At 73.5% G+C, this 12,679-nt stretch carries 10 protein-coding genes and 1 pseudogene; 3 read left to right on the plus strand and 8 right to left on the minus strand.

Annotated features, from left to right (window positions below; translation table 11 throughout):
- Positions 1-123: 123 nt before the first annotated feature.
- Positions 124-982, minus strand: a pseudogene (locus ACVV2G_RS20085) (polysaccharide lyase family 8 super-sandwich domain-containing protein); the annotation flags it as partial.
- A gap of 163 nt (positions 983-1,145) precedes the next feature.
- Here ACVV2G_RS20085 and ACVV2G_RS20090 point away from each other — a divergent pair.
- Positions 1,146-1,703 carry a YceI family protein gene (locus tag ACVV2G_RS20090; protein WP_453844105.1) on the plus strand — a complete coding sequence of 186 codons (558 nt, stop codon included), beginning with the start codon at positions 1,146-1,148 and terminating at the stop codon, positions 1,701-1,703.
- A 140-nt stretch (positions 1,704-1,843) separates the two neighbouring features.
- Here the strand turns inward: ACVV2G_RS20090 and ACVV2G_RS20095 are convergent, their stop codons facing one another.
- Complete coding sequence (locus tag ACVV2G_RS20095) at positions 1,844-2,464, minus strand: TetR/AcrR family transcriptional regulator (protein ID WP_453844106.1); 621 nt, start codon at positions 2,462-2,464, stop codon at positions 1,844-1,846.
- Positions 2,465-2,538: 74 nt separating this feature from the next.
- Between ACVV2G_RS20095 and ACVV2G_RS20100 the strand changes: the two genes are divergently transcribed.
- A complete protein-coding gene (locus ACVV2G_RS20100; RefSeq protein ID WP_453844107.1) occupies positions 2,539-3,471 on the plus strand; it encodes a DMT family transporter in 933 nt (310 codons plus the stop codon).
- A 184-nt stretch (positions 3,472-3,655) separates the two neighbouring features.
- Positions 3,656-4,825, plus strand: coding sequence for a Cmx/CmrA family chloramphenicol efflux MFS transporter (locus tag ACVV2G_RS20105; RefSeq protein WP_453844108.1), 1,170 nt, complete (start codon positions 3,656-3,658; stop codon positions 4,823-4,825).
- A gap of 209 nt (positions 4,826-5,034) precedes the next feature.
- Here ACVV2G_RS20105 and ACVV2G_RS20110 read toward each other — a convergent pair whose 3' ends face one another.
- The 6 genes from ACVV2G_RS20110 to ureA all read right to left on the minus strand — a co-directional run bounded on the left by ACVV2G_RS20110 (position 5,035) and on the right by ureA (position 12,658).
- Positions 5,035-6,387, minus strand: coding sequence for a hypothetical protein (locus tag ACVV2G_RS20110; protein ID WP_453844109.1), 1,353 nt, complete (start codon positions 6,385-6,387; stop codon positions 5,035-5,037).
- A 95-nt stretch (positions 6,388-6,482) separates the two neighbouring features.
- Positions 6,483-8,087, minus strand: a complete 1,605-nt coding sequence (gene cimA / locus ACVV2G_RS20115; RefSeq protein ID WP_453844110.1) for a citramalate synthase — start codon at positions 8,085-8,087, stop codon at positions 6,483-6,485.
- Between the two features lie 483 nt (positions 8,088-8,570).
- Positions 8,571-9,173 (minus strand): TetR/AcrR family transcriptional regulator, encoded by a 603-nt coding sequence (locus tag ACVV2G_RS20120; RefSeq protein ID WP_453844111.1) that lies wholly within the window; start codon positions 9,171-9,173, stop codon positions 8,571-8,573.
- Between the two features lie 10 nt (positions 9,174-9,183).
- Entirely contained in the window at positions 9,184-10,221 is a 1,038-nt protein-coding gene (locus tag ACVV2G_RS20125; RefSeq protein WP_453844112.1) for an agmatine deiminase family protein, read from the minus strand.
- A 20-nt stretch (positions 10,222-10,241) separates the two neighbouring features.
- Entirely contained in the window at positions 10,242-11,957 is a 1,716-nt protein-coding gene (locus ACVV2G_RS20130) for an urease subunit alpha (RefSeq protein ID WP_453844113.1), read from the minus strand.
- Positions 11,954-12,658 (minus strand): urease subunit gamma, encoded by a 705-nt coding sequence (gene ureA, locus ACVV2G_RS20135; protein WP_453844114.1) that lies wholly within the window; start codon positions 12,656-12,658, stop codon positions 11,954-11,956. Before ureA ends, ACVV2G_RS20130 begins: the two co-directional genes overlap by 4 nt.
- Positions 12,659-12,679 lie beyond the last annotated feature (21 nt).

Raw genomic sequence — 12,679 nt, forward strand, 5'->3', positions numbered from 1 at the left:
CGAGCCGTCGACTCCGTACAGTCTCCGACGCGTTTTCCTGGTAGCACTGAACAGAACCCCCACGACATGCAGCCGTTTCGACTGCTCAGGGGGCCTCATGCTTGTAGGAGTCACACAAAGCCGTCAGCTGAGAGTCACCTCACATTCATGGGGGGCGCATACCACCCCTGGGGTGACGCGGAGGTGCAGCCGGCCGCCCGTCACGAGGATCTCGACCGTCTCGTCGGCCCGCACCGCCGCTCCCACCGGGCGGCCCAGACGATCTCCAGGGGCCCGCCCGTACGCGGCGGTTCGCTCACACGGAGGGTAGCGGTGCGGCCCCGGCGCCGGACCAGCACGCTCGCCCCGGCCGTGGCGGAGAGCGGGCCCGCCGTGCCGGCCTGCCAGAAGTTCGCGGCCGTGACGCCGAGCGGGGGAACGTCGACCGCCTGGCAGCGGGCGTCGTCGGCGAGGACCCGCGTACGGCGGCGGCCGGCATGACGACGTAGACGTAACCGGCGTCGTGCGGGTCCGTGCCGTGGTCCAGCCAGAGGGTCCGCCGGCGGCGGGTGCGGCGTTCGGTGGTGCCGGCGCCGTTGGTGCCGGACCAGCTTGCGGGCTTCGAGGTCGAGCCGAGTCCCTTGAGGTGCTGCCCGACGACCGCGTCCTCCCCGTCGGGCGTGCCGCCGACCCAGCGCGCGTCGGGCTTGGGCGCGCCCCATTCGCCGCCCGCGCGGTCGGGGAGGCGCCGGGTGGAGACGGTGGTCCCGGGCAGGCGGTACCAGTCGACGGTCGGCCAGAACCAGTCCGTGCGCTGGTCCGGCCTCGTCCCGTTCGCCCACCAGGCGAGCTGTCCCGCGCCGGCGTGCCAGCCGCGCGGGTTCTCGCCGTTGCCGCACTCGTAGGGGGCGATGCGGTCGCCGGCCACGGCGAGGCTCGCGGTGAAGGCGGGGCGGTCCGGAAGGGCCGGGCGGAGTGAGCCGGGAGGGCCGGGGCGGGGCGGTCCGGAAGGGCCGGGGCGGGGCGGTCCGGAAGGGCCTGGGCGGGGCGGGCGTCGCTCCGGCGGGCATAACTGTTGAAGGTTGAACGGAATAGGGCTACAGTCATGACCGTTGAACTGGTTGAACATTCAACATCACGGCGCGACCCCCTTCCTGGAGGACACCATGACCACGACCCCGGACCTCGCCACCCTGACCGGCGTCTACACGATCGACCCCGCCCACACGACGATCGGCTTCACGGCGCGCCACGCCATGGTCACCAACGTCAAGGGCAAGTTCCTCGACTTCAGCGGCGAACTGCACCTGGACGGCGGCGAACCGGCCCGCTCGACGGCCTCCCTCGACATCACGATGGACAGCATCGACACCGGGTCCGCCGACCGCGACGGCCACCTCAGGAGCGCGGACTTCTTCAGGACGGACGAGTTCCCGAAGATGACCTTCCGCTCCACCGGGGCGGAGTCCCTCGGCGGCGACGACTACCGCGTCACCGGCGACCTCACGATCCTCGGCACCACCAGGCCGGTCAGCATCGACCTGGAGTTCAACGGCGCCGCCAGGGACCCGTTCGGCAACGAGCGTGTCGGCTTCGAGGGCAAGGCGGAGATCAAGCGCTCCGAGTGGGGCCTCACCTGGAACGCGGCGCTGGAGACGGGCGGCGTGCTGGTCTCCGACAAGATCAAGCTGAACTTCGACATCTCGGCCATCAGGCAGGCCTGACCCGCACGTCGAGGGCGGCCCGGACCCGGTCGCGCCGACCGGGCCGGCCAGTCGCCGGCGGCCCCCCGGACCGGTGCGCCGGGGCAAGCGGGGCGCACTCCCCGCCGACGACCGGGAACGCGGTGCCCGGCGCCACGCGGTCACCGCGGCGGTACGTCCCGCTTGCCCGCCGCCCCCTCTCCGAGCAGGTCCCGCACCTGGCCGAGAGCCTGACCGAACGGGTCAGGGAAGACCCCCAGCCCGTACGCGACCAGCGCCCCCTCGTGCAGCAGCATCAGGGTCCGCGCCAGCCGGTCCGCTCCGCCCGCGTCGACCTCCCGGGCGAGCCGGGTGAACAGGTCGAGCATCCACCGCTTCTGCCCGGTGATGACCGGGTGCGCCGGGTGGGCCGGGTCGCTGATCTCCGCATGGGCGTTGATCATGCCGCACCCCTTGGCCCCGTACTCGGCCACCCACGCGCGCGACGCCTCGAAGACGGCCAGGACCCGGGCGGCCGGCCCCTGTTCCGCGACCGCGTCCAGATGGGCGCCGAGGAGTCCCCGCCAGCGCTCGTCGCGCCCGGCCAGGTACTCCACGACGATCTGCTCCTTCGAGCCGAACCGGTCGTAGAGCGTCTTCTTGGTCACCCCCGCCTCGGCGGCGATGAGGTCGACCCCCACGGCGTGGATGCCGCGCTCGTAGAACAGCCGCTCGGCGGCCTCCAGGACGCGTCGGGCACCGGGCGTCATACGGACCCGGGACGGCTTCTCTTCGTCACCCATGCCTCCAGTATACCGATCTGTATAGTGGGCACCCGAGGCAAGTAAACCGATCTGTCTAGTGGGAGGGGGTCGACGTGAACGCCCTGCTCTCGGTCGCCTTCGTACTGTGCTGGAGTTCCGGCTTCATCGGCGCCAAGCTCGGCGCGGGAACCGCGGACGCCGGCACGCTCCTGATGTGGCGCTTCCTGCCGCTCGCGGTGGTCCTCGCCGGCGCCGCGGCCGTCGGACGGGCGGCGTGGCGGCACCTGACGCTCCGGGACGCCGGCCGGCAGGTCGCCATCGGCGCGCTGTCGCAGAGCGGCTACCTGCTCAGCGTCTATTACGCCATCCAGCTCGGCGTCTCCAGCGGCACCACCGCCCTGATCGACGGCGTCCAGCCGCTCGTCGCCGGGGCGCTCGCCGGGCCCCTGCTGCGGCAGTACGTCTCGCGCCGGCAGTGGCTGGGACTGTGGCTGGGGCTGGCCGGAGTCGCCACGGTCACCGTGGCCGACGCCGCGGCGACGGGCGCGGACGTGGCCTGGTGGGCGTACCTCGTGCCCTTCCTCGGCATGCTGTCGCTGGTGGCGGCCACCTTCCTGGAGGGCCGCTCACGCGTGCCGGTCGCGCCCCGGGTGGCGCTGACGATCCACTGCGTGACCAGCGCGGTCCTCTTCACCGCCCTCGCGGCCGGCACCGGCGCCGCGGCTCCGCCCGCCGACTCCTCGTTCTGGGTGGCGACCGCCTGGCTCGTGGTGCTGCCCACGTTCGGCGGCTACGGGCTGTACTGGTTGATCCTGCGCCGGTCCGGCATCACCGAGGTCAACACGCTCATGTTCCTGATGGCCCCGGTCACGGCCGTGTGGGGCGCCCTGATGTTCGGTGAGCCCTTCGGCGTGCAGACCGCCCTCGGACTGGCCGTCGGCCTCGCGGCCGTGGTCGTCGTCCGGCGCGGGGGCGGCGCGTCCCGGACCCGGTCGGTCCGGTCCGCGGCCGATTATCCGGTCGTGTCCCCCACCCGGAAGCGCTAACCTGCCCGACGTGAACAGTCCCGAAGCCTCCAGACTCCGGCCACCGGTTCTCCGGTGGCTGTTCGCGATGCCGGGCTGAGGGACGCGCCGCGCGCGTACCCGTGGGTCCCCGCTGCCGCACCGCCACCGGACGGCCGTCCGCCGTGTCGTGTCAGATGTCGACTTCCGGGTGCGGAGTTTCCTCATGCCGTTCGCTCTTCTTCTGCTGGGCCTTGCCGTGTTCGCGCAGGGAACGTCCGAGTTCATGCTGTCCGGGCTGGTCCCGGACATCGCGAGGGATCTGCAGGTCACCGTGCCTGCGGCCGGGGCACTGACCTCGGCCTTCGCGGTGGGGATGGTCGTCGGGGCGCCGCTGATGGCGGCGCTCGGGCGTCGCTGGTCGCAGCGGGGCGCCCTGCTGGGCTTCCTCTGCGTCTTCCTCGCCGTCCATGTCGTCGGTGCCGTTACCGGCAGCTTCGAGGTGCTGCTCGCCACCCGGGTGGTGGGCGCGCTGGCGAACGCCGGGTTCCTGGCCGTCGCCCTGGTGACCGCCGTGGACATGGCCGAGCCGGGGGCCAAGGGCCGGGCCGCGTCCACACTGCTGGGCGGTATCACCCTGGCCTGCGTGGTCGGCGTGCCCGCGGGGGCGCTGCTCGGCCAGGTGTGGGGCTGGCGCTCCGCGTTCTGGGCGGTGGCGCTGCTGTCGGTGCCCGCGGTGGTGGCGGTGGCCCGGTCGGTGCCGGGCGGGGCCGCCGAGGAGACGCCTCCCCCGCTGCGGGGGGAGCTGCGGGCGCTGCGCGCGCCACGGCTCCGGGTCACGCTGCTGCTGGCCGCGCTGGTGAACGGGGCGACCTTCTGTACGTTCACCTACCTCGCGCCGCTGGCCACCGAGGCCGGCGGGCTGGACGGCGCGTGGGTGCCCGGGGTGCTCGCGCTGTTCGGAGCGGGGTCGTTCGTCGGGGTGAACGTCGGCGGGCGGCTCGCCGACCGGTGTCCGGCGCGGGTGCTGACGGCGGGCGGGGCCGCCCTGTGCGCCGGGTGGTGCGCGCTCGCGCTCGGCGCCGGGAACCCGGTGCCGGCACTCGGGCTCGTGTTCCTGCTGGGTGCCCTGTCCTTCGGGGTGGGTTCCACGTTGGTCTCCCAGGTGCTGTACGCGGCGCCGGGCGCTCCCACGCTGGCCGGGGGCTTCGCGACGGCCGCGTTCAACGTGGGCGCCGCGCTGGGCCCCTGGGCCGGGGGCGCGGCGATCGGCGCCGGGTTCGGGTACCGGGCGCCGGTGTGGGTCAGCGCGGGGCTCGTCGCCTGTGCGCTCACGCTCGCCCTCGCGACGTCGGTCACCCCGGCCGCCCGGGCCCGCCGTACGGCGGGGGTCTGACGCCGGCGGGACGGGCGGCCGAGGGGACCGGAAACCTGTGAGTGGAGGGGCGGGGCCTCTGCGGGTGGGCCGGAAGGCCCGGGGGGCCGGAAAGCGGGTGGCCCGGAAGACGGGCGGCCGGGGCGGGTGGGCCGAAAGGCCCCGGGTGGCGGAAAGCGGGTGGGCCGGAGGACGGGCGACCCGGGGCGGGGGGCCCGGCCGCCGCCCGCTCAGAAGCCTCCGCCGAAGTCCCCTCCGCCGCCGAAGCCGCCACCCCCGCCGAAGTCGCCGCCGCCGAAGCCGCCGCCGAAGTCGCCCGGGTCGAAGTCGGCGCCGGACACGTCACCGCCCTCGTGGCCGCCGACGTCGCCGTAGCCGGCCCCGTATCCGGCTCCGTAGGCGGGGCCCGCCATCATGCCGCCCAGCATGGTGCCGACCAGCAGGCCGGGCAGGATGCCGCCGCCGAAGTAGCCGCCCGCCCAGGGGCCGTAGGCCGGGCCCGCGTCCCAGTAGGGCCGGCGGCCGTGTGCGGTGTCCACCTCGCGGATCATCGGGTCCCGTCCGTCGGACAGCCGGCTGCGGTCGGCCGCGCAGACCGGGACCTCGCGGGTGGCGCCGGCCGGCGGGGTCCAGGTGACGTCGGCGACCGAGGGGCCGTGGCGCGGGTCGAAGAAGCAGGGCGGGCGGCGCTGGGGCAGCGGCCGGCCCTCCCGGCGGGCGGCGAGCAGGGCGAGCGAGAAGCGTCCGTCCTCCAGGGTCTGGGTGACGGCGCGGACGTCCTCCGGCCTGCGGGCGTCCGCCATGTAGGTCTTGGCCTTCTCGTAGGCGTCCAGGGAATGTTCGTAGTCCGTGCGCATCGCGTCGTCGGCGCGCGGTTCTCCGGGATGGAAGTCCAGGCGGTCCAGTTCCTCGCCGAACGCCGTGATGTCCTCGTCGACCACGACCCGCAGCCGCTCCAGGGCCTCGCGCTCCTCCTCCTCGCGGCGCCGCCGGTTGCGCCGGGCGATCGCGTAGGCGCCCGCGCCGCCGGCCGCGACCACCGCGCCCGCGGTGATCAGGGCGCCCGTCGGCACGGCACCGCCGCCGGAGTCCCAGGAGGCCGGGGCCGAGCCGCGCACGCTGCGCAGCGCGTCGTCGACGAAGTCGTTGAGCTGGGCCTTGGCGTCGCCCGAGCCCTGCGCGGCCGTGACGAGGTTGCTCACGCCCTGGCGGCTCAGCACACTGCTGTCGGCGCGCGCGTCGAACTCGTCGCCGAGCCGGACGCCGTACAGCCCGGTGATGCCGGTCTCGGTGCGGAGGTTCCGGAACAGGTCATCCGTCGGATAACCGGCCGGCAGGACCGCGACGAAGACGGGTTCGTTCGCGTCCTCGATCTTGTCGGCGAGCGCCTCCGCGTCCGACCGGGACAGCAGGTCGGACGCGGCCGGGTCCACGTAGACGGGACTCTCGCGCAGGGCCGCGCCGATCTCGGAGACGTCGGTGGCCGCCTGCGCGCCGGGCGCGCCGGCCATCAGCACCGCCAGCGCGGCGATGACCGGCGCGATCAGGAGGCGTATGAGGACTCGAACGGGTGCGTCCTTCATACGTTCGAAAGTACCCGAATCGGACTCAATAAGACATCAGTATGAGCCTTCGACGGGAGATCGGTGCGGACGGGCCGGCCGGCCGGACCTCCGGCTCACCCGGCGGGTGCGACCCCGGCCCGCAGCAGCCCGTACGTGTACGCGTCCTCCAGTGCCTGCCACGAAGCGGCGATGACGTTCTCCCCGACGCCCACCGTGGACCACTCGCCCGTCCCGTCGCTCGTGGAGATGAGGACCCTGGTCGTGGACTGGGTGCCGTGCACGCCCTCCAGGATGCGGACCTTGTAGTCGACCAGGTCGAGCTTGGCCAGCTCCGGGTAGGTCCGCTCCAGGGCGACGCGCAGGGCGCGGTCCAGGGCGTTGACCGGTCCGTTGCCCTCCGCCGTGGCGACGATCCGCTCGCCCTTGGACCAGAGCTTCACCGTGGCCTCGTTGGCGTGGGTGCCGTCGGGGCGGTCCTCGGTGATCGCGCGCCAGGACTCGACGTCGAAGTAGGTCAGGCGGCTGCCCTCGGCCTCCGCGCGCAGCAGCAGTTCGAAGCTCGCGTCCGCCGCCTCGTACGTGTAGCCGGCCAGCTCGCGTTCCTTGACCCGCTCCACGACCCGGCCGACCAGCTCGCGGTCGCCGCCGAGGTCGATGCCGAGTTCCTTGCCCTTGAGCTCGACGGAGGCGCGGCCGGCCATGTCGGAGACCAGCATCCGCATGGTGTTGCCGACCAGCTCGGGGTCGATGTGCTGGTACAGGTCCGGATCGACCTTGATCGCGGAGGCGTGCAGGCCGGCCTTGTGCGCGAAGGCGGAGACGCCGACGTAGGGCTGGTGGGTGGAGGGGGTGAGGTTGACGACCTCGGCGATGGCGTGGGAGATGCGCGTCATCTCGCGCAGCCGCCCCTCGGGCAGCACCTTCTTGCCGTACTTCAACTCCAGGGCGGCCACCACCGGGAACAGGTTGGCGTTGCCCACGCGCTCGCCGTAGCCGTTCGCCGTGCACTGGACGTGGGTGGCGCCCGCGTCGACCGCGGCGAGGGTGTTGGCGACGGCGCAGCCGGTGTCGTCCTGGGCGTGGATGCCGAGCCGGGCGCCGGTGTCGGCCAGCACCGTGGCGACCACGGCCTGGATCTGCGCCGGGAGCATGCCGCCGTTGGTGTCGCACAGGATGACCACGTCGGCGCCCGCGTCCGAGGCGGCGCGGACGACGGCCTTCGCGTACTCGGGGTTGGCGCGGTAGCCGTCGAAGAAGTGCTCGCAGTCGACGAAGACGCGGCGGCCCTGCTCCTTCAGGAAGGAGACGGTGTCGGCGACCATCGCCAGGTTCTCGTCGAGCGTGGTGCGCAGGGCCAGCTCGACGTGCCGGTCGTGGGACTTGGCGACCAGGGTGACGACCTGGGCGCCGGACTCCAGCAGCGCCTTGACCTGGTGGTCCTGGGCGGCGGTGGTACCGGCGCGGCGGGTGGAGCCGAAGGCCACCAGCCGGGCGTGCGTGAAGTCGATCTCCCGCTGGGCGCGGGCGAAGAACTCGGTGTCCCGCGGGTTGGCGCCGGGCCAGCCGCCCTCGATGTAGCCCACGCCGAAGTCGTCCAGGTGCCGTGCGATGGCCAGCTTGTCCGCGACCGTGAGGTTGATGCCCTCGCGCTGTGCGCCGTCGCGCAGGGTGGTGTCGAAGACGTGGAACGAATCGTCGAGTTCGCTGGGTGCGGTCATGATCTGAAGGCTCCTGTAGGGGATCTCGGTCAACCGGAATGACCGGCTCCACCGTCCATCTATGATCCCTCGCGCTCTCTTCCCGGCTGGAGGTGGGCCAGGAAAACGAAAAACCCCTCGCGGGTGCGAGAGGTCTGCGCGCGGGTCGAGGACGACGGTGTCCACCCGTACCTGGTCGTACGTGGTGGTCACTGCGGACCGGCGCGCCTGCTGCCAATAATCATGGCGAACGAGAGCACGGGGGGAGTCTGGCACAGTCCGCCCCCGGGCTCACCTGCCGTCTCAGGATGCGGGCGACATCCGTCCGGGAGCGGGCATCACCGCAGGTGGCGGGGGACGAGGGTGCCGGACCCGACGTTGCCGTCGCCGCCCGGGGCGGGGGGTCGGCGGCGAACGCGAGGCCGGTCGCGCGGGCACCGAACAGCGGGCCGTCGAACGCAGCCGGCTGACGCTGCACCGCAGACGCTCGGGGGCCCGGCGGCCTCAGGCGGGTACGAAGAGGCCGTCCGCCAGGAACTCGCGTACGTGGCCGAGCACCTGCGCCCGGTCCGTGCCCCGCAGCCCGATCGCCACGTGGATGGCCAAGCCGTCCAGCAGGGCGCGCAGCCGGAACGCGAAGCGGTCGGCGTCGACGGAGCGGAACTCCCCGTGCGAGATGCCCTCGGCGAGCAGCGCGACCAGGTCGCGGTGCCAGGCACCCTCGATCGCGGCCTGCCGGTCGCGGGCGTCGTCGTCCGCGTTCTGCGAGCGGTTCCAGACCTCCAGCCACAGCGTCCAGTGCGGGTCGCGGTGGCCCTCGGGGACGTACAGGTCGACGTAGGCGTCGAGGCGTTCGCGGGCCGTTCCCGGCCGGGTGAGCAGCCGGCCGCGTGCGACGCCGAGGCGGCCCTCGCTCCACTCCAGGGTGCGCAGCAGCAGCTCGTCCTTGGAGTGGAAGTAGTAGAGGAGGTGGCCGCTGCTCATGCCGACCTCGCGGCCGAGCGCCGCCATGGTGAGCTTCTCCAGACCGCGCTCGGCGATCATCTCCATGGCGGTGGCGAGGACGTCCTCGCGCGGCGGGGCCTGCCTGCGCCCTCCACCGGCCATGTCGCTGCTCCTAGACCCTCGGCTGCTGCTGCGTGATGCAGTGGATGCCTCCACCACCCGCGAAGATCGTACGCGCGTCGACCAGGGTCACCGTCCGCCGCGGGTGGAGCCGGCGGAAGATGCCGGCGGCGACCTCGTCCCGCGGGTCGTCGAACCCGCAGAGCACCACGCCCCCGTTGCAGAGGTAGTGGTTGATGTAGGAGTAGTCGGCCCAGTGGCCGTCGGCCTCCAGCACGGTCGGGGCGGGCACCTCGACGACCTCCAGGCGGCGGCCCCGGGCGTCGGTGGCGGACCGCAGGATGCCGATGGCCTCCCGGGTCACCTCGTGGTCGGGGTGGGCCGGGTCGGGCTGGTGGTGGGCGACGACGACACCGGGTGCGGCGAAGGCGGCGACGATGTCGACGTGGCCGAGGGTCCCGAAGCCGTACGGGGGGTAGTCGGAGGTCAGGCCGCGCGGCAGCCAGATCGCCTTGCCGGTGCCGAGGTGGGCGTGGACCTCCGCCTCGGCCCGCTCCTTCGTCCAGCCGGGGTTGCGCTCCGGGCCGAGCTGCACGGTCTCGGTGAGCAGGACGGTGCCCTCGCCGTCCACGTGGATGCCGCCGCCCTCGTTGACCAGCGCCGACGGGTACGTCCGGGCGCCCGCGAGGCCGGCGACGAACGCGCCGATCCCCGCGTCGTGCTCCCAGCGGGCCCAGTCCTGGGCGCCCCAGCCGTTGAAGGTCCAGTCGACGGCCGCCAGCTCGTTGCCGTCGGTGACGAAGGTGGGGCCGATGTCGCGCATCCAGGCGTCGTCCAGCTCGCGTTCGACCGTCTCGATCCCCTCGCCCAGCAGGGCCCGCGCGCCGGCCGACTGCCCCGGTCCGCACACCACCGTCACCGGCTCGAAGCGACGCACCGCGCGGGCGACGGACGCCCAGGCGGTGCGGGCGGCCGCCAGCTCCTGCGGGCTCCCGAAGGTGGGGTTGGGGCCCGGCCACGCCATCCAGGTGCGCTCGTGCGGGGCCCATTCGGGGGGCATGCGGAAGCCTTCGGCGGCGGGCGTGTTCATCAAGGGGTCCTTCGGGTCCGTCACAGGAAGTACAGGCGGTTGAGGGAGACCGACTCGGCCGGTTCCGAGCGCAGCGGTTCGCCGTCGAGGGTGACCAGGCCGGTGCGCCGGTCGACGTCGACCTGCCCGGTACGGGAGTTCAGGCGCAGGTCGGCCGGTCCGATGCCGCGGGTGCCGCGCACCGCGACCCGGCGGCGGCGGGTCGGCATCGTGTCACCGCCCTGGTCGAGGGCGGCCTGTGCGACGAAGGCCACGGAGAGGTCGGCCGGCGTGGCGCCGTGCGCGCCGAACTGGGGGCCGAGGACCAGGGGTTCGCAGGTGTCGGTGGCCGCGTTCGGGTCGCCGACCACGCCGTACGCCGGGAAGCCCGACTTGAGGACGAGCTGCGGCTTGGCGCCGAAGTACTCCGGGCGCCACAGGACGATGTCGGCGAGCTTGCCGGCCTCGATCGAGCCGACCTCGTGCGAGAGACCGTGAGCGACGGCGGGGTTGATGGTCAGCTTCGCCATGTAGCGCAGGACGCGTTCGTTGTCGTGGTCGTCGTCCGGGGCGCCGAACTCGGCCTTCATCTTCCCGGCCATGGCGAAGGTGCGGCGGACCGTCTCGCCGGCCCGGCCCATGCCCTGCGCGTCGGAGGAGGTGATGCCGATCGCGCCCAGGTCGTGCAGCACGTCCTCGGCGCCCATGGTCCCGGCGCGGATGCGGTCGCGGGCCAGGGCGGCGTCGCCCGGCAGGTCGGTCTTGAGGCCGTGGACCGAGACGATCATGCCGTAGTGCTCGGCGACCGCGTCCCGGCCGAAGGGCAGGGTGGGATTGGTGGAGGAGCCGATGACGTGGGGGACGCCGGCCATCTTCAGCACGTTGGGGACGTGTCCGCCGCCGCAGCCCTCGATGTGGAAGGCGTGGATGGTGCGGCCCTCCAGGACGCTGAGGGTGTCCTCCACGGAGAGGCACTCGTTCAGGCCGTCGCTGTGCAGGGCGACCTGGACGTCGTACTCCTCGGCGACGCGCAGCGCGGTGTCGAGGGCGCGGGTGTGGGCGCCCATGTCCTCGTGCACCTTGAAGCCGCTCGCGCCGCCCTCGGCCAGCGCCTCGACCAGCGGTGCCGGCTGGGAGGACGAGCCCCGGGCCAGGAAGCCGATGTTGACGGGCCAGGCGTCGAAGGCGCCGAAGGCGTGCTTCAGCGCCCAGGGCGAGTTGACGCCGACGCCCCACACCGGGCCGAACTCCTGCCCGACGACCGTCGTCACGCCGGACGCGAGCGACGCCTCCATGACGCGCGGGGAGAGCAGGTGGACATGGGTGTCGACGGCTCCGGCGGTGGCGATGAGGCCTTCGCCGGACACGATGGACGTGCCCGTGCCGACCACGACGTCGACCCCGTCGAGAGTGTCCGGGTTCCCGGCCCGCCCGATGGCGTGGATGCGCCCCTCGCGGATGCCGATCGACACCTTGCGGATGCCCTGGGCCGCGTCGATCACGACGACGTTGCTGATGACGACATCGCAGGTCTCACGGACGGCGGCGGCCTTGAGGTGGAGTCCGTCGCGGGCGGTCTTGCCGAATCCGGCGAGGAACTCGTCGCCGGGCAGCTGGCTGTCGGACTCGACGCGGACGACGAGACCCGAGTCGCCGAGCCGCATGCGGTCCCCGGCGCGGGGGCCGTGTGCGGCGGCGTAGGCGTGGGGGTCGACGTGGACCGACTCGCTGATCTCGCGTCCCTTCGAGCGGCTCATCGCCCGCCTCCTTCCGGCGCTCCCCGTACGACGCCCAGGTATCCGCAGGCCGCGGCTCGCCGCAGGGCCTCCTCCTCGGCTCCCGGCGCGTCCAGCGGTCCGTCGACGAGTCCGGCGAAGCCGACCGCGATCCGCCGCCCGCCGATGGGGACGAGGCCCACCTCGGCGCTCTCCCCGGGGCCGAAACGCACCGAGGAGCCGGCCGGGACGGCCAGGCGCATGCCGTAGGCCCGCCCGCGGTCGAAGTCCAGACGGGGGTTGGCCTCGAAGAAGTGGAAGTGGGAGGTCACGGAGACGGGCACGGTCGCGGTGTTGGTGACCGGGAGGCGCACCGCCGCCTCTGGCTCGGCGTGGTCGGGTCCGGGCAGCAGGGCGCCGGGCGCCTCCTCCCCCAGTCCGCCCCCGACCGGGTCGGGGACCACCGCGAGCCGGGACCCGTCGTCGAAGACGGCCTCCACGTGCACCTCGGTGACCACGTCCGCGACACCGGGCAGCACGTCGTCGGGGCCCAGTACGGACCGGGCACGCTCGATCGCCTCCGCGAGCCGGGCGCCGTCGCGGGCGGCCTCGCACACCGTGTCGGCGATCAGCGCGGTCGCCTCCGGCACGTTCAGCCTGAGCCCCCGGGCACGGCGGGCCCGGGCCAGCTCCGCCGCCCCGAAGAGCAGCAGCCGGTCACGTTCGGTGGGAGTCAGTCTCACGACGCGGCACCTCCTTGCCTT

Source organism: Streptomyces sp. JK94 (assembly GCF_053613315.1).

Excerpts from the sequence above, each read along its gene's own strand:
- cimA (WP_453844110.1), bottom strand. The coding sequence starts at position 8,087 with ATGACCGCACCCAGCGAACTCGACGATTCGTTCCACGTCTTCGACACC.
- ACVV2G_RS20105 (WP_453844108.1), top strand. The coding sequence starts at position 3,656 with ATGCCGTTCGCTCTTCTTCTGCTGGGCCTTGCCGTGTTCGCGCAGGGA.
- ACVV2G_RS20095 (WP_453844106.1), bottom strand. The coding sequence starts at position 2,464 with ATGGGTGACGAAGAGAAGCCGTCCCGGGTCCGTATGACGCCCGGTGCC.
- ACVV2G_RS20125 (WP_453844112.1), bottom strand. The coding sequence starts at position 10,221 with ATGAACACGCCCGCCGCCGAAGGCTTCCGCATGCCCCCCGAATGGGCC.
- ACVV2G_RS20110 (WP_453844109.1), bottom strand. The coding sequence starts at position 6,387 with ATGAAGGACGCACCCGTTCGAGTCCTCATACGCCTCCTGATCGCGCCG.
- ACVV2G_RS20130 (WP_453844113.1), bottom strand. The coding sequence starts at position 11,957 with ATGAGCCGCTCGAAGGGACGCGAGATCAGCGAGTCGGTCCACGTCGAC.
- ACVV2G_RS20090 (WP_453844105.1), top strand. The coding sequence starts at position 1,146 with ATGACCACGACCCCGGACCTCGCCACCCTGACCGGCGTCTACACGATC.
- ACVV2G_RS20120 (WP_453844111.1), bottom strand. The coding sequence starts at position 9,173 with ATGGCCGGTGGAGGGCGCAGGCAGGCCCCGCCGCGCGAGGACGTCCTC.